The sequence below is a fragment of the Micromonospora sp. bgisy143 genome, from assembly GCF_057708145.1.
The window spans coordinates 85005-106288 of the sequence record NZ_JBYIRN010000010.1; the positions used below are offsets into that span (position 1 = coordinate 85005).

17 protein-coding genes are annotated in these 21284 nt (G+C 72.7%); 2 read left to right on the forward strand and 15 right to left on the reverse strand.

The genetic code is table 11. From position 1 onward, the window contains the following. Positions 1–36 precede the first annotated feature (36 nt). From AC3EN4_RS14525 to AC3EN4_RS14535, 3 genes are all read right to left on the reverse strand, one after another. Positions 37–1974: a WD40 repeat domain-containing protein gene (locus AC3EN4_RS14525; protein WP_435206379.1), complete on the reverse strand. Its 1938-nt coding sequence runs from the start codon at positions 1972–1974 to the stop codon at positions 37–39. Between the two features lie 225 nt (positions 1975–2199). Next, positions 2200–3900 (reverse strand): glycosyl hydrolase, encoded by a 1701-nt coding sequence (locus tag AC3EN4_RS14530; RefSeq protein WP_435206380.1) that lies wholly within the window; start codon positions 3898–3900, stop codon positions 2200–2202. A gap of 738 nt (positions 3901–4638) precedes the next feature. Further along, a complete protein-coding gene (locus AC3EN4_RS14535) occupies positions 4639–5469 on the reverse strand; it encodes a shikimate dehydrogenase (protein ID WP_435206381.1) in 831 nt (276 codons plus the stop codon). A gap of 153 nt (positions 5470–5622) precedes the next feature. On the opposite strand from AC3EN4_RS14535, the gene AC3EN4_RS14540 reads away from it, so the two are divergent. Then, a complete protein-coding gene (locus tag AC3EN4_RS14540) occupies positions 5623–6114 on the forward strand; it encodes a peptidoglycan-binding domain-containing protein (RefSeq protein ID WP_435206382.1) in 492 nt (163 codons plus the stop codon). A gap of 130 nt (positions 6115–6244) precedes the next feature. Here AC3EN4_RS14540 and AC3EN4_RS14545 read toward each other — a convergent pair whose 3' ends face one another. The 9 genes from AC3EN4_RS14545 to AC3EN4_RS14585 all read right to left on the reverse strand — a co-directional run bounded on the left by AC3EN4_RS14545 (position 6245) and on the right by AC3EN4_RS14585 (position 17169). Continuing rightward, a complete protein-coding gene (locus AC3EN4_RS14545; RefSeq protein ID WP_422739580.1) occupies positions 6245–6553 on the reverse strand; it encodes a hypothetical protein in 309 nt (102 codons plus the stop codon). A 170-nt stretch (positions 6554–6723) separates the two neighbouring features. Further along, positions 6724–7920, reverse strand: a complete 1197-nt coding sequence (mltG, locus tag AC3EN4_RS14550; protein ID WP_435206383.1) for an endolytic transglycosylase MltG — start codon at positions 7918–7920, stop codon at positions 6724–6726. Then, positions 7920–8378: a Holliday junction resolvase RuvX gene (gene ruvX / locus AC3EN4_RS14555; RefSeq protein ID WP_435206384.1), complete on the reverse strand. Its 459-nt coding sequence runs from the start codon at positions 8376–8378 to the stop codon at positions 7920–7922. Before ruvX ends, mltG begins: the two co-directional genes overlap by 1 nt. Before the next feature lie 73 nt (positions 8379–8451). Further along, positions 8452–11130, reverse strand: a complete 2679-nt coding sequence (gene alaS, locus AC3EN4_RS14560; RefSeq protein ID WP_435206385.1) for an alanine--tRNA ligase — start codon at positions 11128–11130, stop codon at positions 8452–8454. Then, positions 11127–11432: a hypothetical protein gene (locus AC3EN4_RS14565; RefSeq protein ID WP_422739576.1), complete on the reverse strand. Its 306-nt coding sequence runs from the start codon at positions 11430–11432 to the stop codon at positions 11127–11129. Before AC3EN4_RS14565 ends, alaS begins: the two co-directional genes overlap by 4 nt. Before the next feature lie 28 nt (positions 11433–11460). Next, positions 11461–11925, reverse strand: coding sequence for a DUF948 domain-containing protein (locus AC3EN4_RS14570; RefSeq protein ID WP_422739575.1), 465 nt, complete (start codon positions 11923–11925; stop codon positions 11461–11463). A gap of 148 nt (positions 11926–12073) precedes the next feature. Next, entirely contained in the window at positions 12074–12772 is a 699-nt protein-coding gene (locus AC3EN4_RS14575; RefSeq protein WP_422740659.1) for a hypothetical protein, read from the reverse strand. Positions 12773–15312: 2540 nt separating this feature from the next. Beyond that, positions 15313–16881, reverse strand: a complete 1569-nt coding sequence (locus AC3EN4_RS14580) for a replication-associated recombination protein A (protein WP_435206386.1) — start codon at positions 16879–16881, stop codon at positions 15313–15315. A 75-nt stretch (positions 16882–16956) separates the two neighbouring features. Further along, on the reverse strand, positions 16957–17169 hold the full coding sequence (locus tag AC3EN4_RS14585; RefSeq protein WP_435206387.1) for a hypothetical protein: 213 nt from the start codon (positions 17167–17169) through the stop codon (positions 16957–16959). Between the two features lie 294 nt (positions 17170–17463). Here AC3EN4_RS14585 and AC3EN4_RS14590 point away from each other — a divergent pair, with 294 nt between their 5' ends. Continuing rightward, on the forward strand, positions 17464–18213 hold the full coding sequence (locus AC3EN4_RS14590; protein ID WP_435206388.1) for a GNAT family N-acetyltransferase: 750 nt from the start codon (positions 17464–17466) through the stop codon (positions 18211–18213). On the opposite strand, the gene AC3EN4_RS14595 is transcribed toward AC3EN4_RS14590, so the two are convergent. From AC3EN4_RS14595 to AC3EN4_RS14605, 3 genes are all read right to left on the reverse strand, one after another. Further along, positions 18210–19715, reverse strand: a complete 1506-nt coding sequence (locus AC3EN4_RS14595; RefSeq protein WP_435206389.1) for an MFS transporter — start codon at positions 19713–19715, stop codon at positions 18210–18212. The genes AC3EN4_RS14590 and AC3EN4_RS14595 overlap by 4 nt on opposite strands. A gap of 55 nt (positions 19716–19770) precedes the next feature. Further along, complete coding sequence (locus AC3EN4_RS14600; RefSeq protein WP_422739570.1) at positions 19771–20373, reverse strand: ArsR/SmtB family transcription factor; 603 nt, start codon at positions 20371–20373, stop codon at positions 19771–19773. Between the two features lie 64 nt (positions 20374–20437). Then, positions 20438–21247: an SDR family oxidoreductase gene (locus AC3EN4_RS14605; protein ID WP_435206390.1), complete on the reverse strand. Its 810-nt coding sequence runs from the start codon at positions 21245–21247 to the stop codon at positions 20438–20440. Between the last annotated feature and the right edge of the window lie 37 nt (positions 21248–21284).

A 21284-nucleotide genomic window follows, 5' to 3' on the forward strand; every position in this document is an offset into this window, starting at 1 on the left:
ACAATCTACCGATCCTCCGTTACGTTTTGTTGACCGTTACTGCACGGAGAAGAACATCGAGGGGATCGACCAGGACAACTCGGGCGTCGCTGCGGCGATGAGCGTCGTCGCGGTGCCGTTGACCACCGCGGTCGGCGCGGCCGTCGGGTCGAACGGGACGCTGCGCAACCCGCCGTCCGTCGCACCGTAGACGATCCGACCGTCCACCCAGGCCATGCCACGCACGCTCGACCAGGTGACACCGCTCGTCGGCAGCGCGAACTCGGTGGCGCCGAGGTAGTTGCCGTCGATCTCGAAGTAGCGGTAGTAGAGGTTGTTGGCGCCGGTACGGGTGTAGTAGAGCCGGCCGTCGAGGTAGAAGGCGCCGGTGAGCAGCGCCGGGTTGTACCAGTCGTTGTAGCCCGAGGCCTCCCACGGCGAGCCGATCGCGCCGCCGTTGAACAGCGAGACGTCGATCCGGCTACCGGTGGGCGTACCGGCCACGGTGTGCGACCAGTAGATCCGGTCGTCCACCCGCCAGGTCGCGCCGGACGCGGTGTAGGCCGGCTGGCTGACGGTGGTCGGGGTGCCCAGGGTGACGCCGTCGAACGGCACCTTCGACACCGCACCCGCGCCGGCGCCCAGGTAGAGGTTGCCGGTGCTGCCGCTCGGCGGGTTCTTCGCCGTGAAGGTGCGGCCACCGGCGGACGGGAACATGCCCAGGCGACCGTGGTACTCCTCGCCCATGCCGTCGGAATTGTGCCCGAAGTAGAGACCGTCCGAGCCCTTCCAGAGCACGGGCACCGCCGAGCCCCAGGCGGTGGTGCCGGACGGCATCGTGGCGCTGCCGCTGCGCCGTGGGTTCCAGTTCACCGGCAGGCCGGTGGCCGGGGTGACCGCGGCGATGCCGAGGCGGTCGATCGCGCCCGCGCCGGCGTTGTCGCTGGCGTTCGGGTTGTTCAGCCAGCGGAAGTGGCCGCCCAGGTAGATCACGTTGTCGGCCACCTCGACCGACGTGATGGTGTCGTTGCCGGTGAAGTCGACCCAGGTGGCGAGCTGCCCGGTACCGCGGGCGGCGGTCTCGAACCGGACCAGCGCGTCGCAGTACGCGCTCGGCCAGCCGGCGCCACCGTTGCTACCGACCACGAACCAGCTGCCGTCCTCGGCGAACCTGATGTCCTGCACGTAGTGGACGAAGGTCGTCGGGGCCCCGCACGGCGCGATGTACTTGTCGGTGCTCCAGTCCAGGACGGTCGGGGTTCCGGAGACGTCGACAAGCGCGATCTGGTTGCGCGGCAGGTCATTGAGGAGCGTGAAGTTGCCGCCGACGGCGAGGGTGTTGCCGTCCGGAGTGACGTCGATGGTCCACACGTACGAGGTGGTGCTGTGCCGCCCGACGGTGGCGTCGACGGAGAACGTCGGGTCGATCGCCCCGGTGGTCGCGTTCAGCCGACCGAGGCCGGAGTGCGCGGTGCCGTTGAGCCAGTTGAACGCGCCGGCCACGTAGAGCCAGTTGCCCGACAGCACCAGGTCACGGACGGTGCCGCCGTCGGAGCGGCCCACCCAGCTGTCGATGATCGCGCCGGTACTCGGGTTCAGCGCGACCAGGTTCTTGCGGGAGACCCCGTTGACGTTCTTGAAGGCGCCGCCGACGATCAGCGTGCCGCCGGGTCCCGCGATCAGGGTGTTGACCGCGCCGTCCAGCACCGGCAGGAAGGTGGTGGACATCGTGCCGGTGGTGCGGTCGTACGCGAAGAGGTAGCGCTGGGTGACCCACGCGGACGTGGCCGTCTGCCGGAGCTGGGTGAAGCTGCCCCCGACGAACACGGTGTTGCCGACCTGCGCGAAGGCGCGGGTCTCACCGTCCCGCGCGTGCGGGGTGATGTCGGCGGGATTCGCCGACACCAGAGTCGCGGTCCCGGGGACCGGTAGCACCGCCGCCGAGGAGGCCGTGGGCGCGCTGAACACCGCGGCGAACACCGCCAGCGCGACCACCCCCGCCCGAGTACGACGTCGTCCTGACAAACGCCATGAGTGCGAGAGTGTGGGCACGCTGCGCCTCCAAGATGGATGAGAACCCGAGGTAGCGTGCCTCGCCCAGCCTGGTAGGCGCATCCGCCGATTGGGCGGTGCGTGAATCCGCTAGCCGACAGAACGCCGGAAGATCAGCTGGTGGATCTCCGATGAACGGCGGCTGTGTTCACAGTGTCGTCACGCGGGTCAGCGGCTCCCTCCGGTCGGCTGCCGCAGGTAGGTGTCCTTGCCGGCCTGGCTGAACCCGGCCACCGAGGCGGCATCGTGGTTCATCGTCATGTCACAGGTCGCCGTGCGGGTCGTCATGCCCGGCGAATTGAAGTAGATGGCGGCCTTGATCTTCGGGTGGGACTTGAGGGCCGCCGGGAACTCCTGGAACCAGCGCTGCTTCGCGCCCGGATCCTTGGCGTCGAAGTTCGTGCCGAACTCGGCGAGCATCCGGGGCTTGCCCGCACCGATGCCGTTCTGGTCGAGCCAGTCGTAGAAGCCGCCGATGGTGGTGCTCGGGCTCTTCCACACGGTGCTGCCGTTGCAGACGTGGAAGTTGTACGGGTCGTACGCCACCCAGTCGACGTACCGGTCGCCGGGGTAGAGACCGGCGTACCGCGAGTAGTGCCCGGACCAGCCCATCATCGTCCACACCCAGACCGCGTTGTCCGCGCCCGCCTTGGCGAACCGCTCGTACACGTACTTCCAGGCCCGGACGAAGTCGGCGTCGCTGCCCTTGCCCGGCTCGTCCTCCGGCTCGTGGTCGAAGCCCATGAACACCGGCACCTTGGCGGCCCGGATGCGACCGGCGACCGCGTCGATGGTCTCGTCCTGCCGGCCGCTGTAGACGTCGGACCACTTCAGCGTGGTACCGGCGGAGAAGTCGCGCGACTCCCAGGCGAAGAACATCAGCCGGCCCTGGCGCATCTGCTCCTGCTCGTACGCGTCGGGGAACGCGCCATTGCTGCCGGCGTTGGAGAAGTCGTGGTAACGGTGCACGATGTCGAACTTGCGCCCGACCTGGGCCTCCACATCGGTGATCGCCTTGCCGTGGTCCCAGCCGCTGCCGGCGTTCGCGGGCGAGTACATCCCCCACCAGGCGCCGCAGGAGGGCACCAGCGTGTCGGACACCTGGCCGCACTTGCCGGACGGGAGGGTGGGACTCCCGGTCGGGGTGGGCGTACGGCTCGGTGCGACCGTCGGCGTGGGCCGGGGCGCGGCGGTGGTCGGTGCGATCGTGGGCGTCGGCGCGGGTCGGGTGGTCGGCGCCGACGTCGGCCCGCTACCCAGGTCGTAGCTGATCACCAGGCTGGGTCGCAGGTCGGAGTTGCGGTTCTCGACCGACGCCCAGTAGACCCGGGTCTCCAGGCCGGTCTGGGCCAGCGACACCGTCCAGGTGCCGTTACCGGTGACCAGCTTGGAGACGTCCCACTCGTTGACGCCCTTGGCCACACCGGTCACGGCGTCCAACACGGCTCCCGCCTTCGCCGGGGCCGGTCGCGCCTCGCGGGCGCTCACCGACGAGGCGTACGCGGTCACCGTCGCGCCGAACTGCTGCCAGGCGTGCATGCGCAGCGTCGCCCGGACGTTGACGGCGGCGGCGGGGAGGGTGGTCACCGCGAACTCGACGACCGCCTCCCGGCCGCCGCGCGGGTTGCCGTCGCAGCGCGCCGCGCAGGTCGCCAGGGTCCCCTTGGTGGAGTTGTCACCGTCCTGCGAGACCATCGTCGCGGTGGTGTCCGCCACCGCGCGGATCGACAGGTCGTCGCTGGCCAGCAGAGGCATCATGGTCGCGACGATGCCGGCCACCACCGAACCACCGACGACGCCGATGGCGATCGCCTTGCGTCGGGGGCCGTTGCGGAACCGGGTGATGCGGTGCAGTCCGTGCCTGGTCAAGGAAGACTCCCTGTGTCTGGTGCGATAACCGTGAGCAGCGTATCGATGACCAGGGCATGTCGTCGGTAGGACAGTTTTCCGTAAGCGCGTCTTAACCGTCAGCTAAGGATCCACGCGGAACGAGGGTGTGCGACGAGGGGCCATCCAAGTGAGCCGTACGCGAGCACGGCGACCAGCGCCAGGACGCTGAGGGCACCGATGGCGAGAAACACCAGGACGGACATCAATGCCTCCGACGGAGGAGCATCACGAAGAGACTGCCAGCGGAAGCCCTGCGGAACGATCAAAGGCGTCGATCGGGCGCTAGGCGGTGTCTTCAAAGGATCTTGGTGGGGCAGGATATAGCACGTGCCTCGATGGACTGAGTCGGACTCTGGCGTTCGTGCTCTCGGGCGGCAACGTCAACGACTGCACCCGCTTCAGGCACACCGTGCGTCTTCGCGACCGCCAGCCATGCGACCGGCGGCGACAACACCCTGATGAGTGTGATGCCTGTGAGTCATCTAGATGACTCACAGGCATCACACTCATCAGCATTACCGCCGCCGCTCACGCCCCACCGCCCGACTTACCTTGCGAGCGGTGTACGACGACGACCCGGTCGGGCTGGCGATCGAGATGGCGGGGTACCTGTTCGACGCGATCGGGGACATGGCCAAGCTCAACCCGCACGGACGGCATTTGCCTAGCCGGACAGGAACGGTGGCTCGGGGACCGCTGGGCCTTCTGCGTGCGTCATCAGCGGCGGGCCGCCACCAGCGCCTCACGCATCGCCTCGACCGGCGCGGCAACGCCGGTGAACTGCTCGAACTGGCCGACCGCCTGCGCCAGCAACAGGTCCAGACCAGAGACGACCCGTAGCCCGGCTGCGACGGCCGAGTCGGCCATCGGCGTCGGCCACGGGTCGTAGAGCGCATCGAAGTAGACGCCACCCGGCCGCCACGTCGTCGTGCCGGCGAGCGGGTCGGCGACGCCCTTCGGCACCGTGGAGATGACCACGTCCGCGTCGGTCAGCCGGGCAGCCTCGGACCAGCCGGCGCCGGTCAGGGCCAGGTCGAGCGCATCAGCCACCGGTCGCAGCTCGTCGACCGCCTCGGCCCGACGGGCCACCACCGTCACCGACGGGCAGGCCAGCCGCGCGGCTGCGGCGAGCGCGGCGCGGGCCGTTCCGCCCGCACCGAGCACCGTCATCGTCCCGCCGGACACCACCCCGGCGTCGGTGAGCACCTGCACCATGCCGCCGACGTCGGTGTTGTCCGCGTACCAGGAGCCGTCGTCTCGTCGTACCAACGTGTTGGCCGCGCCGACGGCGACGGCGACAGGCGACGCGGCGTCGGCCACCGCGAGCGCCGCCTCCTTGCCCGGCATGGTCACCGACAACCCGGCCCATTCCGGGCCCAGGCCGGCGACCAGGGCCGGCAGCTCCGCGGCCGCGCACTCGATCCGGGTGTACGACCACCCGGCCAGCCCGGCGGCGGCGTAACCGGCGGTGTGGATCACCGGGGAGAGCGAGTGCGCGATGGGTTTGCCCAGCACCGCGGCCCGGCGGGCCGCCCCGGTCCGCGTCATCTCCGCCCCCCGTCCACGTCGCCCCGACCCTACCCACCGCCGGGCGCACCGCACCAGCCGCCGCCGACCGCGACGGTGGTATCCACTTGACGCTTCATCGACGTCGGTGAAAGCTTCTGAGGCAGGACGATCGATCGTCAACAGGGGGGAACCATGAACAAACGGATTCTGCGCGTCCTCATCGCGGTTGCCGCGGCCCTCAGCATGACGCTGCTGGCCGGGGCTCCCGCACGGGCGGACAGCGCGGCCGGCAGCTGGTCGGACAACCACCAGCTCTGCAACTCCAGCTCGTGCGTGCGGGCCGGCAACATCGTGCGGCTCTGGCAGGCCATCATCTGGGCCGACGACCTGAGCGGTACCGTCGGCACCAGCTTCATCGACGGCGAGTTCGGCTCCAACACCGCCGCCAAGACCAGGACCTGGCAGGACGTGATGAACATCGGCGTCGACGGGCAGGTCGGGCCGCAGACCTGGGGCAAGGCGTACGGCGCGGTCAACCGGAACACCGGCTACGACACCAGCACCCAGACCGGGTACTTCTACTACGGCTACAACCGCACGTTCGCGCTGCGCAAGCAGAACAGCAACGGCGTGTGGACGTTCCTGAACCCGCGCACCGGCTCCTGGACCGGCACGAGCCACTGACGCACGACCGTAGGCACTGACACCGGAAGGCTCCCCTCTCCACCGCGACCGATTCCTGGTCGAGGGAGAGGGGAGCCTTTTTACGGTGTCGCGGCCAGCTCGTCAGCCAACCTCGATCGACGATGCTCGGTCAGGGCAGGGTGGCCACCGACGAGCAGTTGCCGATACCGGTGCGGCAGACCCGGTAGGAGTAGCCCGATCGGGCGAACGCCGCCCACCCCTCCGACGAGGTGCAGATCGAGTTGCCCTTCCACGACCACGAGCTGCTCCCCGGAGCGCGCTCCTGCCAACGGGCGCAGTGCCCGTCGGTCAGGGGGTCCCGTGCGTAGAGGTCCCAGTCGCCATTCTTGATGTAGACGGCCCGACCTGCGGCTCCGGTCGTGCTTCTGGTGACCTCGGCGGCCTGTGCCGGCACCGCGGCGAAGGCAAGCAGCACCATAGCCGTCGAGGCGACCGCTCCCGCTCGCGCCGTCCATCTCTTCGTAGCCACAACCATTCCCCCGTTCTCACGACTGTCGATACGAACAGCGGCAGTCTAGGAGGCCGGAGCGGAACGCGCTGCCCCGTCGGCGCGGCATGACGATGGACCGGCAACAGAGAGGGGCGGTGTCAGATCACGCCGGCCTCCTTGGCCCGGGCCTCGTTGCGCTTCTGTTCCTCGTACGTCTCGGCGAAGGCGGAGTGCCCCTGCTTGTCGATCGCCACGAAGTACAGCCACTTGCCCACCGGCGGGTCCATCGCACCCTCCAGCGCCAGCTTGCCGGGGTTGTTGATGGGGGTGGGAATCATGCCCTTCAGCTTGCGGCTGTACGGGCTCGTGGTGTCGAGCAGCTCCGACTGCTTCATCTCCGCAGACGTCTTGGTCGGCTTACCGGTCAACTCCAACCAGTAGTTGACCGTGACGTCCATCTCCAGGCAGTTGCACGGGAACTCGCCGTACGCCCGGTTGTAGGCCACCCGGGCGACCTTGCCGAGGTCGTCCTTGTTGCCCGCCTCGGCCTGGGCCAGCGACGCCACGATCAGCGCCTCGTACGGGCTGACGCCGCCCCGCTCCTTCTGCACCCGGTCGGCGAACTTCATCTCACCGGTCACCGAGAGGAAGTTGTCCACCATCAGCTTCAGGACGGTCTCGGCGGTGGCCTTCGGCGGGATCTCGTACGTGTCCGGGTAGAGGAAGCCCTCGACGGACTTGACGACCTTCTTGCCGTCCTCGCGCTTGAACCACCAGTCCGGGATGCCGAGTGCCTCCGGGTCCTTGGCGGCGGCCTCGAACTCCTTGACCGGGATCTTGGTCTTGTCGGAGAGCAGCTTGTAGATGTTCTTGCTGGTACGACCCTCGGGGATGGTGATCCCGTTGACGATCTTGTTCTTCAGGTCGAGCATCGCCGTCACCGCGCTCGCGCCGCTCATCTGCTTGCGGAGCTTGTACGTGCCCGGCTGGATGTTCTTGCTGCGCGAGTTGGCCTCGGCCGCCTCGATGAACGCCTTCTGACTCTTGACCACGTCGGCCGCGACCAGGGCGTCGGCCATGTCGGCCAGCAACGCGCCGTTCTTGATCTCGACGGTGATCTCACCCGACCCGGCGCCGTCGTAGTCAGGCGTGACGAAGTAGTTCTGGATCCGGTCGAACCCGTAGAACGCGCCGCCACCGATGGCGCCCAGCAGGACCAGGGCCATCAGCAGAGCCAGGAACGTCTTGCCCCGGCCACCGCCGGAGCCTGACTTGCGCTTCCGGAAGCTGCGCCGGTGCCGCCCTTTCTCACCCCGCTCCGGCTCGTCGAACCCAAGGTCCAGATCGTCGATCATTACGTCCGCCTCCGCTGTGCGTCCAGCCAGCTCTGCAGGATCTCCACCGCGGCCGCCTGGTCGACAACCGCACGTTGACGCTTGCCACGTACGCCACGTTCGGCAAGCCTACGAGAAGCGACCACGGTCGACATCCTCTCGTCAGTGAGCGTTACCGGAACCGGCGCTATCACATTGACCAAACGGTCAGCGTACGCCTTCACGCTGAGCGCCGCCGGGCCGTGTTTGCCGGCCAGGTTGACCGGAAGCCCGACGACCACCTCGACCGCCTCGTGCTCGGCCACCAGGGCCTTGAGCTGGGCAATGTCGCTCGGGACCGCCTCCGGCGCGGCGGTGAGATCACGGGCGAGGGTCACCAGGGGCGTGGCCAGCACGCCGTGCGGATCCGAGCGGGACACCCCGACGCGCACCTGACCGACGTCCACACCGAGGCGAACTCCGCGTGTCAGCCCGGTCACCGTGGGCCACCCATGGGCTGTCGACGAACCAGGGCGGACCATTCGGTCCGCCCTGGTCGACATTGACCGTCCATCACGCTTCGGTGATCGCCTTCTCGACGGTGAGCAGCAGGTTCGGCGCCTCGGTCGCGGGCAGGCCGCCACCCTGGGCCAGGTCGGGACTACCCCCGCCGCGCCCGGAGAACGCCGCCTTCACCAGGTCCGACGCGGCGAGGCCGCGACTGCGGGCCGCCGCGTTGACCGCCACCACCAGGGACGCCTTGCCGTTCGCCCGGGCCGCCACGGCGACCACCGCCGGCCGCGCCGGGTCGATCTTGCCGCGGATCTCCTGCGCCAGGGTCCGTACGTCGTTACCGGCCGCGCCCTCCGGCGCCTCGGTCCCGACGTACGCCACCCCGCGCACGTCCTTCGCCTGCGCGGCGAGCGCGCCCGCCCCACCGAGCACCAGCTGGGCGCGCAGCTTCTCCAGCTCCTTCTCGGCGTCGCGGAGCTGGGTGACCGTCTGCTCGACCCGGTCGGCGACCTGCTCGTTGGGCACCCGGTACAGCTCGGCCAGCCGGGACACCAGCAGGTGCTCGCGGGCCAGGAAACCGAAGGCGTCCATACCGACGAGCGCCTCGACCCGGCGGACGCCGGAGCCGATCGACGACTCGGAGAGGATCTTCACGAGGCCGAGCTGCGCCGAGCGGGCCACGTGCGTGCCACCGCACAGCTCCCGGGCGTAGTCGCCCACCTCGACGACCCGCACCTCCTCGCCGTACTTCTCGCCGAACAGCGCCATCGCGCCGATCCGCCGCGCCTCGTCCAGCGAGGTGATGAAGGCGTGCACCTCCAGGTCGGCCAGCAACACCTCGTTGACCTGCTGCTCCACGTCCCGCAGGACGGTCGGCGACACCCCGGTCGGGGTGTTGAAGTCGAACCGGAGCCGGCCCGGCGCGTTCAGCGAACCCGCCTGGGTGGCCGACTCGCCGAGGAAGTTGCGCATGGTCTGGTGCACCAGGTGGGTGGCCGTGTGCGACCGGGAGATCGCCCGCCGCCGGGTGGTGTCGATCTCGGCGTAGCCGGTGTCACCGGGGTGCACCTCACCCCGGATGACGCGGGCCCGGTGCACGATCAGCCCCGGCACCGGCTGCTGCACGTCCAGCACCTCGACCTGACCGTCGCCGACGGTGATGATGCCGTGGTCGGGCTGCTGGCCGCCGCCCTCGGCGTAGAACGGGGTCGTGTCGAGCACCAGCTCGACGGTCTCACCCTCGGTCGCCGCCGCGCGCGGGCCGTCCGAGCCGAGCAGCGCCCGGACCCGCGACTCGCGGGCCACCTCGCTGTAGCCGGTGAACGTCACCGGGCCACCCTCGTCGAGCACCGACCGGTACGCCGAGACGTCGGTGTGCCCGGTCTTGCGCGCCTGCGCGTCCGCCTTGGCCCGGGTCCGCTGGTCGGCCATCAGCCGGCGGAAACCCTCGTCGTCGACCTTGAGGCCCTGCTCGGCCGCGATCTCCAGGGTCAGGTCGATCGGGAAGCCGTACGTGTCGTGCAGCTGGAACGCCTTCGCCCCGGACAGCGCCGTGCCGCCCGCCGAGCGGGTCTCGGCGATCGCCGTGTCCAGGATCGTCGTCCCGGCACGCAGCGTCGACAGGAACGCCTCCTCCTCCGCGTACGCGTACTGCGCGATCCGGTCGAAGTCGGTCGCCAGCTCCGGGTACGACGGCGCCATGCAGTCCCGCGCCACCGGCAGCAGCTCGGGCAGCGCCCGGTCCTGCCAGCCCAGCAGCCGGATCGACCGGATCGCCCGGCGCATGATCCGCCGCAGCACGTACCCACGGCCCTCGTTGCTCGGCGTCACGCCGTCGCCGATCAGCATCAGCGCGGTCCGCACGTGATCCGCGACCACCCGCAGCCGGACGTCGTCCGGGTGCGACTCGCTGGCCACGTGCCCGGAGTGCGCGCCGTACCGCTTGCCGGTCAGCTCCGCCGCCCGGGCCAGGATCGGCCGGACCTCGTCGATCTCGTACAGGTTGTCGACGCCCTGCAGGATCGAGGCCATCCGCTCCAGGCCCATGCCGGTGTCGATGTTCTTCGCCGGCAGGTCACCCAGGATCGGGTAGTCCTCCTTGTTGGTGCCCGGACCCCGCTCGAACTGCATGAACACGAGGTTCCAGTACTCCATGTACCGGTCCTCGTCGACCGCCGGACCGCCCTCGGCGCCGTACTCCGGGCCCCGGTCGTAGAACAGCTCGGACGACGGACCGCACGGCCCGGGGATGCCCATGGACCAGAAGTTGTCCGCCTTGCCCCGACGCACGATCCGCGCGGCCGGCACACCCACCGACCGCCAGATCTCGAACGCCTCGTCGTCATCGAGGTAGATCGTCGGCCAGATCCGCTCCGGATCCAGCCCGTAACCGCCCTCGGCGATCGGCTTCGTGGACAACTCCCAGGCCAGCGGAATCGCACCGGCCTTAAAGTAGTCGCCGAAGGAGAAGTTGCCGTTCATCTGGAAGAACGTGCCGTGCCGGCTGGTCTTGCCGACCTCGTCGATGTCCGGGGTGCGGATGCACTTCTGCACGCTCACCGCCCGCTCATACGGCGGGGTCTGCTGGCCCAGGAAGTAGGGCACGAACTGCACCATGCCGGCGTTGACGAACAGCAGGTTCGGGTCGCTGATGGCGGGCAGCGGAGCGGACGGCACCACGGCATGACCGTTCGCCTCGAAGTGCGCGAGGTACCGCCGCTTGATTTCCGCCGTCTTCATCGCTGGTGTTCCTCCGGAAAAATCTCTCGATCGCCGATCCGCGGGTCTTCCCGCAGCTCGGCGAACTGGTCGTCGAACGCCTCGCCCTGGACGAACGCCTGGTGGATCTCCTGCTCGCGCTCGGCCATCCCGACCCGCACGTCTTCCACGAAGCTACGCACCGACTCCACCAGGCTGCCAGCGGATTCCGACAACGAGCTGGCGATGCCGGCCGGGGTGTACGCCTGCGCGGTCCGGGTCGCCCTACGGACCACCACCACGCCCACGGCCACGCCGATGCCGAGCCAGAACAACCGCCTCATGTCGCGCTACCTCCTGTGGCCGGATGGGTCAACGGTTGCCGCGCCGGGCGGCCCGCCGCTGCTGCTTGATGGTGTCGCGCACCTCGCGCTCGGTCTCGGCGTGCCGGCGGCTGGCGGCGGCCCGGCGCACGCTGTAGCCGAAGGCGGCCACCTTGACCAGCGGGTTCGCGGCCGCGGCGGAGACCACCGTCGCCAGGTTGGCGATGTTGGCGGTGACGTTCTGGGCGTGGCTGGTCATCGTGTCGACCTTGGCCAGCTGCAGGTTCACGCCGTCGAGCGAGGTCTGCACCTGCTCGAGGGCGACGTTGACGTTCTTCACCGTGGTGTTGACGTCGCCGAGCAGCGGTGCCGTCCGGTCGTTGAGGTCGTTGATCATCCGGGTGGTGGCGTCCACCGTGTGCCGCAGCCGCAGGATCGGCAGCGTCAGGATGAGCACCAGCACCGCGAACGCGCTCGCCGCGATCAGCGCCGCGACCGCCAGAATGTCGCCCACGCGTGTCCTCCTCAAGCAGATTTCCGCCGGACCCGACGTCCCCGGAACGCACAACCGTGGTGCCCACCGAACCCACCGGGCCGTCGCCGGCCGGCGGGCGTGGGCGGCCCGCCAGCCCCAGACCCTACCGTCCGTGATGGAGAGCGGCTCAGGACGGTGAGGGTGTCACGTCGCCCAGCGGATCCCCGCTGACCGTCGGGAACGGATCCTCGCCGGTCAGTGACGGATCGGTGCTGGGCTGCGGCCTGGTCCGCTCGTCGTCGATCGCGTTGCGCACCTTCACCGACACCAACGAGCCGGCGCACTCCCCCGCAGCGGCCGACGGCTCGGGAGACGGCACGATCGCCGGCTCCCCGTCGACCGGCGGCGGCACGCAGGCCGGCGCACGCACCCACAGGTCGAGGGTCAGCTCGTCCTGACGCCAGCACGTGTAGCTGCCCTTGGTCTCCTGCTCGGGGCAGCGGCTCACCTTCCACGGCCGCCAGCCGTCGGCGCGCAGCGCCTCCTCGTAGACCTTCGCCGTCTCCTCCGGCGACTTCTCCGAGGTGACCGTGCGCTCGCGCAGTCGGCAGTCGAGCAGGCACCAGCGGCTGCCGCTGACGTCGTCGACCGTCTTGGCCGCGGCCCACCCGGGCACGTCGAGCTGGTCCAGGTTGTCGAAGACCGGGTCCCGGCTGAGCGTACGGAGGCCGAAAAAGAGCGGCACCGCGCCGAGCAGCACGACGCTGACCAGCGCCAGCACGGCGACCCGCAGCCGACGTCGTTCGCGCGACTGCCGGTGTTGGTCGGACCGGGCGCCCGGGGCCGCGTCCTCGTCGTCGGCGACGTCCTGGCCGGCCGCACGCAGCGCCGGCTCGTCGGTCGGCTCGGCGGGCGGCCGGTCCGCGGGACCCGCCGGGCCCGGTGGCACGACGGCGGCCCGGGCGACCGGTTCGCCGGTACGACCCGGCGGTGGCACGGGAGCGACACCACTGGGCTCGGGACGGCCACCCGCGCGGGGCGGCGGCAGCGCCCGACCCGCGGCGCGGTCCGTCGGCCGCGGGGCGGCGGCACGCGCGGCCACCGGTGCGCCCGGGCCGGGCGGCTCGGCACCCGTGCGGACGTCGCCGCCGGGCGGCTGGGCGACACCCGGGGGGCGAACGGCGGCGCGCGCCGGTCCGTCCGGACGCGGTGGACCGTCCGGGCGGGGTGCGCCGTCCGGGCCGACGCCCGGCGGGACCGCCGCCCGGCCCGGAGCGTCCGGGCGGGGCCGGGCCGTACCAGGTCGGGGTGGAGCGTCCGGGCCGACGCCCGGTCGTACCGCCGCCCGCGCCGCACCCTGCTTATCGACGCCGGGTGGGACGGCGGCGCGGGCCGCAGCGTCCGGACCGGCGCCCGGCGGCGGCGTCGCGGCGCGGGCCGGGCCGTCGACGCCCGGCGGGACCGCCGCGCGGGCCGGACCGTCGGGGCGGGACCGGGGCGGACCATCCAGGCGTGGGCCGGGCGGACCGTCGGGGCCGGCGCCCGGCGGGACCGCCGCGCGCGCCGGACCGTCGGGGCGGGTGACGCCGGGTCGGGGTGGGCCGTCGGGGCCACGGCGGCCGGCGCCGGAGACCGGCGCGTCGCCGGGCGCGAGCCGGGCCCGGCCACCGGGTGGGCCGGAACGGGCACCCCGCACCGGCGCGCCGGGTGCGGGTCGTCCGCCACCGGGCGGACCGGCGTACGGGTCGTCACCGCGCTCGCCCACCGGTCCGGGCCGCCCCTCGGCAGGGGGTTCGGCCGACGGGCGGCGGCGACGGTTGATCGGGTCCCCGACGGTGCCCGGAGCACCGCGACGGCCGACGGGGCGCTCCCCGGGGGCCGGCGGCTGCGGCACCGCACCGGTCGGGTGCTCGCCGGTGGTTTCCGGGGTGCGGGCGGGCCGGCGGCCGGCGGGAGCGTCCGCGCCCGGGTCGGTGGGCGGTCCGGCGGCCCGGCGGCCGGTGGCGCGCTCCGCAGCCGGATCCGGTACCGCCAACGGGCCGCCGGAGCGGTCGTTCAGGTCACCCGCGGGCGGCGGGCCGGTACGGCGGGCGGCGGGCCGCTCCGCGGGCTGCCCGCCGGCCCCTCGACGGTTGACCACCGGCAGGCCCGGGTCGGTGTGCGGCAGCCGGCCGGCCTGACGCAGCCAGTCCGCCGGCCGCTCCGGACGGTCCCGGCGTTCCGGCTGCGGCTCACCGCCGGTCGTCGCGCGCCGGTCCTGCTCGTCGGGGACCGCCCGACGGCGGCCGGTGCCGTCGGTGGCCGTGCCGCCGGTGGGGAGAGGGCCGCTCGGCGACCCGTCGGGCAGCGGCGGGGCGTTGCCCGAGCGGGGCACCACCGGCTCGTCCGGTTCGGCGGCCCGACGGCGGCCGCCCCCGGCGGGGCGGGGCGGCTCCGGCGCTCCCGGGTCGACCGGCCCGGGACGGCGGCGGGCCGTACGCGGGTCGTCGGCGACCGCCGGGTCGGGTCGCAGACCGTCGGCGACCTGGGCGGCGACACCGGACACGGGTCCGTCGAAGCGGGCGGCGCCACCGGCGGCGGGTCGTGCCGGGTCGGGCGTACGCCGTCCGGGCTGCGGACCGTCACCGCCGAGCGGCCGGCCGCCCGGACCCGGCTCGGGCGCGGGTGGACGGCCCGGCGGTACGGCCTCGGGCCGGCGCAGCGGCGGCACGGCCTCCGCCCGGCCGGCCGGCGCGGCCACCTCGGGACGGGGGCCGGTCGGAGTGCCGACGACCGGTGGGACCGGGGGCGGGCCAGACGGCCCCACGGTCGGTCGTGCTCGCGCGGGGCCGGTGGGAACGCCGCCCCTCGGTCGGGGGCCGGCCGGGTCGCGCGGGTCGACGCCTCTGGCGCGAGGGCCGGCGGGGTCGGCCGGGTCACCGCCGCCGGGGCGGCCGACCGGCGGCGTGCGGGGTCCTGCGGCGGCGCGCGGGTCGACGCCGGGCACGGGCTGGGTGCCACGCGGCGCCGGTTGGCCGGGGGCGCCGGCCGGTCCGGGCTCACGCGGACGCTCGACCGGCGTCCGGTCGGCGGGCGGGCGGGCGTCCGGACGACGACCGGGCGGGGGCGCCTCGCCGGGCCAGGGTCCGTCGACGGGCCGGCGCGGGCCGGCGGCCTCGGCGTCCGGCCGGCGCGGGCCGGGCGGCGCGTCCGGAGGCGCCGGCACGCCGGCACGCGGGGGCGCGGGCTCGGTCGGGACCCCGTCCGGGCCCAACTCGCCCCGTTGCTGCTTGGCCGAGCGCAGATCGTCGATCCAGCCGAACTCCTCGCCGGCTACCGGCTCCTCCGGCTCGGCCTCGGCTCGGCCTCGGCCCCAACGGCGGCCCTTGGCGCGCGGATCACGCCGCTCGTCCGGGCCCTCGTCGGGGCGGTCCGCACCACGCGATCTCACTGTTGACCCTCTCCTGCGGCGTTCGTGCCGCCGTCCTGCGTCGTGCCGGCACCGTCCACGTCCGTGGCCGCCCGGCCGTTCCGACCAGCAAGCGCCGTCGCGGGCTGCGGCGTTACCGGTTCCCCCGCGGCCGGCGTGGCTGTCGCGGGGGAACCGGCGGCCGGACCTTCCGGACGGGCCGGTGGGACCGGCAGCCCGCGTACGATCCGGCGCAGCAGCGGCAGCCGCGTCGCCACGGACCGTTCCGCCCCGTGCGGGCCGGGCTGGTAGTAGTCCACGCCCACCAGGTCGTCGGGGACGTACTGCTGGGTGAGCACGCCGCGCTGGTCGTCGTGCGGGTAGCGGTATCCGGTGCCGTGACCCAGCCCGCGCGCGCCGGCGTAGTGCGCGTCGCGCAGCCCCCGGGGCACCGGGCCACCCCGACCGGCCCGGACGTCGGCGATGGCAGCGCCGATCGCGGTGGTGGCCGAGTTCGACTTCGGCGCGGTGGCCAGGTGGATCACGGCCTGGGCCAGGTTGAGCTGCGCCTCGGGCAGGCCGACGTACTCGACCGCGTGCGCGGCGGCGGTGGCCACGCTCAGTGCGGTCGGGTCGGCCATGCCCACGTCCTCGCTGGCGAAGATGACCAGCCGGCGGGCGATGAACCGGGCGTCCTCCCCGGCGACCAGCATCCGGGCCAGCCAGTGCACCGCGGCGTCCACGTCCGAGCCGCGCATGCTCTTGATGAAGGCGCTGACCACGTCGTAGTGGGCGTCGCCGTCGCGGTCGTAGCGCACCGCCGCCACGTCGACCGCCTGCTCGGCGGTGGCCAGGTCGATCCGCCCGGCACCGAGGGCCGTGGCCGAGGCCGCCGCCGCCTCCAGCGCGGTCAGCGCCTTGCGGACGTCACCGGCGGCGAGCCGAACGAGGTGGTCCTCAGCGTCGGCGGCCAGGGTGAGCGTGCCGCCCAGGCCGCGCTCGTCGGCGACCGCGCGCCGCAGCAGACCGCGTACGGCGTCGTCGTCGAGCGGTTGCAGGGTGAGCAGCACGCACCGCGAGAGCAGGGGCGAGATGACCGAGAAGTACGGGTTCTCGGTGGTCGCCGCGAGGAGCGTGACCGTACGGTCCTCGACGGCGGCGAGCAGCGAATCCTGCTGGGTCTTGCTGAACCGGTGCACCTCGTCGATGAACAACACCGTCTGCGGGCCGCCCGAACGGCGCTGGCGACGGGCCGTCTCGATCACCGCACGGACGTCCTTGACGCCGGCGGAGAGCGCCGACATGGCGACGAAGCGGCGGTCGGTGGCGCCGGCCACCAGGTGCGCGATTGTCGTCTTGCCGCTGCCCGGCGGCCCCCAGAGGATGACCGACATCGGCGCACCGCCGGAGACCAGTTGCCGCAGCGGCGCGCCGGGGGCGAGCAGGTGGTCCTGCCCGATCAACTCGTCCAGGCTCGCGGGTCGCATGCGGACAGGCAGGGGCGAATCGTCCGCTACCGGAGTGAAGCCGTCGACACCGGCGGGACCCTCGGGCGCGGCACGCGACCCGGTGGGTGCACCGAGGGAGAAGAGAGCGTCGGACTCCATCACGAAGACAGTACCGGGCCCGACCCGAGACGCCGGAATCGCGCTACGGGCCGGGCCATCGCTGATCGGTCTCGGTCAGCCACGACCGGGGCGGCGACCCCGGTACCAGCGACCGCCACCACTGCCCCGCGGCCCGCTGCCGACGCCGCCCAGGTAGAGCGCGAGCAGGAAGAGGCCGATGAGCACGAGGGTGTTCCAGTTGAACAGGTCGGGCGCGCCGAAGTTGGTGTCGAGCAGGTCGATCAGCAGGGCGAAGCCAAAGACGATGGCCGCGAGAATGGCGAGCATGTCGGTCCTCCGGTGGGGGTTCCCAGTAGGTCGGCGCGTGATGTACCCAATCGGTCGACTCGCCAATCTCCACCGTGGATCGGCCGCACGCCCGTGCCGCTCGGGCCGCCGCGTCGCCAGGGCCGCTGTCAAGATCCGCGCAACTTCGGCGATATTGCTGTCTCCGGCGCGTGCGAAGCAGCACCATCCCCGAAGTTGTGACGATCTTGGGCCTACGGCACCCGCGCGAGGTGCGAATGGGGCGCATCCCTGGGCCGGCGCGGTCGGCCGTACGCCGGCTTCTAGGCTGGTCTCATGATCATCGAGGACCAGGAGCTGCACGACCGGGCCACGATCCTGGCCGCCGCCGGCGGGCACCCGTTCGTCCGGCACTCGCTCTCGCCGGGCATCCCGGCGCGTGGCTGGCAACGCGATGGCGCCGTCCTGTGGTTGTTGCCTCCCGAGCGCGGCTTCGGCGCCGACGCCGTGGGCCCCGCCGGCCCGGCACTGGTCCTCTGCGCCGCACTGATCGCCGAAGGGCTGCTGCGGCCGGGGAACCGGCTGCACCTGCCCCGGTTCGACCCCGCCCTGGCGATCGGGCGGGTGGCGGTGGCGCAGCACGTCGACTGGGACTTCCACTGGACCACTGTCGCTCCCCCGCCGCAGCCGGACGAGCAGCGGGTCGTCCGGCTGACCGACGCCGACCGCCCTGCGTTGGAGGCGCTCGTGGACCGGTCGTTCCCGACCACCACCACCCGCCCGGGCGACCCGACGGTCGTCGACTGGTACGGCATCCGGTCCGGCGACGGGCTGGTGGCCTGCGGCGCGGACCGCAGCCGGGGTGACATCGGGTTCCTGGCCGGTCTGACCGTCGCCCCCGACCAGCGGGGCCAAGGGCTGGGCGCGGCGCTGACCGCCGGGATGACCCGGGCGCTGCTGTCCCGGCACGACACCGTCGCGCTCGGTGTCTACCCGGACAACGTCGGGGCGGTGCGGCTCTACCGCCGCCTCGGCTTCACCAGCACCCTGACCCGCACCTCGATCCGCCTCGGCCCCGAGCGCTAACGCCGCTCGACCGGCTCGGCGACCACGGTCGGGTCCGCGCCACGGCCCGTCGGGTCCCCACCGGAGCCGGCGGGGCCGTCGAGGCCAGCGGAGCCGTCGGGGTCCGCGCCCCTAGCGCGCTGCCGGGGCCGATCCACGATGGCCCCGGATTCGGCCGGGCCTGCCGCCGCCGCACCGGCCGGCCCCGCCACCGCCGACCCACCGGCCGAGTCAGCCACCGCCGCGGCAACGGCCGAGTCCGTCACCGTGCCAGCCGGATCTGCCGCGGCCCGCCGGTCGGCCCGCCAGGCGGGCACGTACAGCGGCGCGGCGACGGCCAGCACGACCGCGCCGACCACCATCGCCGTACCCACGCTGGTGGCGGCCGCGACCGCGGTCAGCACCACCCCGCCGAGCGCGGCCGCCGGCTGCCCCATCATCGAGTTCAACGAGAGCACGCTGGTCCGGTACGGGCCGTCGACCTGGCGGTGCAGCAGGCCGCTGTGCAGCGGGTTCGACGCGCCGTGCACGGCGTAGCAGGCCAGGTAGGCGACGATCACCCCGACCGGGCCGGCGAGCAGCCCCATCCCGACGACCGTCGCGCCCTGCAGGATGCGCAGCAGGGCCGCGCCGGGCGCCGCCCCGGGCCACCGCAGCAGCAGCGGGGTGAGCGCCGCGCCGGCCGCGTTGGCGATCCAGGCGGCGGAGCTGGCCGGCCCGAGCAGCGCGGCGGCGCGTTCCGGGTCGCCGACCACCTCGGCGAGCCGAACCGGCAGCAGCGACTCGAAGGTGATCATGCCGAAGCCCCAGAACAGCTCCACCGCCACCAGGGCGAGCAGCACCCGGGACCGGCGCAGCAGGCCGATCGCCTGGCCGATCATGCGGGGCGCCTGCGTCACCGACGCGCGCACCGCCGCGACGCCGGTGGCCGGGCGCTCCTCGACCAGCAGGACCAGCAACGCGCCGAGCGCCACCGCCTGCGCGACGATCGCGGCCAGCACCGGCACGGTGAGCGCGCTGACCGGCCCGAGTGGACCGAGCGCGACCAGGCCACCGCTGAGCAGGGCCCCGCCGCCGATGGCGACACCGACGATGGTGCCGGCGTACCCGAGGCCGCGCTCGTACTCGGCCTGCGGGTCGGCGGCCAGCGTGGCGTCGACGTACCAGGACTCCAGGGGGCCGCTGTCGAGCGCGCGGTAGATGCCCTGCAGGGCCCAGACCAGGAAGAACAGCGCGAACGAGTCGGCCACCGTGAACACCGCGAGGGAGGCGAGGTTGAGGACTCCGGCGGCGAGCAGGACCGGCTTGCGCCCGAGGGCGTCGGCGAATCCGCCGGTGGGCAGTTCCAGCGCGAGCACCAGCAACCCCTGTGCGGTGGTGACCAGGCCGATCTGCGGCAGCGACAGGCCGCGCTCCTGCATCAGCAGGATCATCACCGGGACCATCAGGCCCGTGGGCAGCCAGCGCAGGCCGTACAGCGTGAGGTAGCGACGCCGGACCTGGCGTACGGAGAGGGCGCTCACCGGACCACCTGCGCTCGCGACTGCGGGGCTCGCAAACCCGGCTCACTCCTCGCGCTCACCAGCGCTCCTCCAACCGCGGGAAGCCGGCGACGAACAGGTGCACCGGCTTGACGTCCCCCTCCGGGGCGGGCTGGTCGCGGTAGCGCATCAGCACCGCCCACAGCTCGTCGTTGAGCGCCCGCAGGCGGGCCGGATCGAGCGGCAGCACCAGGTCACCCATGCCGGCGGCGTCGCGCCACTCGCGGGACTGGTGGTGCTCGACGCCCATCCAGCGCTCGGCCAGGTCGGCCATCAGCCGTACCTGGTCTCCCTGGATCCACTGCACGGCGGCCCGGGCGTCCGGGTCGTCGTCGAAGTCGGTGGGCTCGAAATTGCTGATGTCGTGCACGGCCTGCCACCAGCGCTGCCGGCCGCTGCCCCGGGCCGGGTCCTCGGCCACCAACCCGACCTCGGCGAGCTGCCGGAGGTGGTAGCTGGTCGCGCCGGTGTTCGTGCCCAGCTTCTCGGCCAACGCGGTGGCGGTCGCCGGACCGTCGACGCGCAGCGAGCCCAGCAGGCGCATGCGCAGCGGGTGGGCCAGGGTGCGGACCTGCCGGCTGTCGAGGTGGACCTGCCGGGGTTCGGACGGTTTGTTCGCGGGACCGGGGGTGGCATCCATACGAGCACACTATCTCTGCACACTTTCTATGCACAAGAGGTGTGCATAGAAAGTGTGCGTGATGTCAGGCCAGGAGTTCGCGTACCCCCCGCAGGCGCGTGCGCAGCAGACCGGCCGCGCGGTCGCAGTCGAGGCGTACGTCGCCGGGGCGCACCACGCCGACGGCGGCGGCCGTGGTCGTCTTCAACCCGGTCGCATCCAGCCCGAACCGCTCGGCGACCAGCAGGCCCAACTCGGCCCGGCTGACCGCATCGGCACCGGCCACGTTGAGCGGCCCGGCGTACGACGAGCGGGCCAGTTCCAGCACGGCGTCGGCCAGGTCGGTGACGTCGATCGGGCAGCGGACCTCGTCGGTGAACAGGACGGCCCGGCCGGCGAGCGCGTCCCGGCAGAGCTGGATCTGCTTGCTGCCCTCCCCGAGGATCAGCGATGTACGCACCAGCGCCGCGCCCGGGTCGATCGCCCGTACGGCGGTCTCGGCCGCCGCCTTCGCGGCCCCGTACGCGTTGATCGGGCTGGGCGGGTCGTCGTCGAGGTACGGCTCGGGCCGGCCGCCGTGCAGGGCGTCGCTGGACAGGTGCACCAGCCGGGCGCCCACCTCGGCGGCGGCGAGGGCCACGTACGCGGCGCCGTCGGCGGTGATCGTCCAGTCGTCGTACCGGTAGGGGGTGGCGACCACGGCGTCCGGCCGCACCTCGGCGACCAGCGCACGCACGGCGGCGCGGTCGGTCACGTCCAACCGCCGCGCCACGACCCCCGGCACGCCGACGTCACCGCCGTAGAACGTGCCGACCACCGAAACCCCCGCGCGAACGCCCCGCCGACACACCTCCCGCCCGAGAAACCCACTACCCCCGACGACAAGTACCCGCATGCCCACCCACTCCCCCGTTGACCAAGAGGTTCGCGTC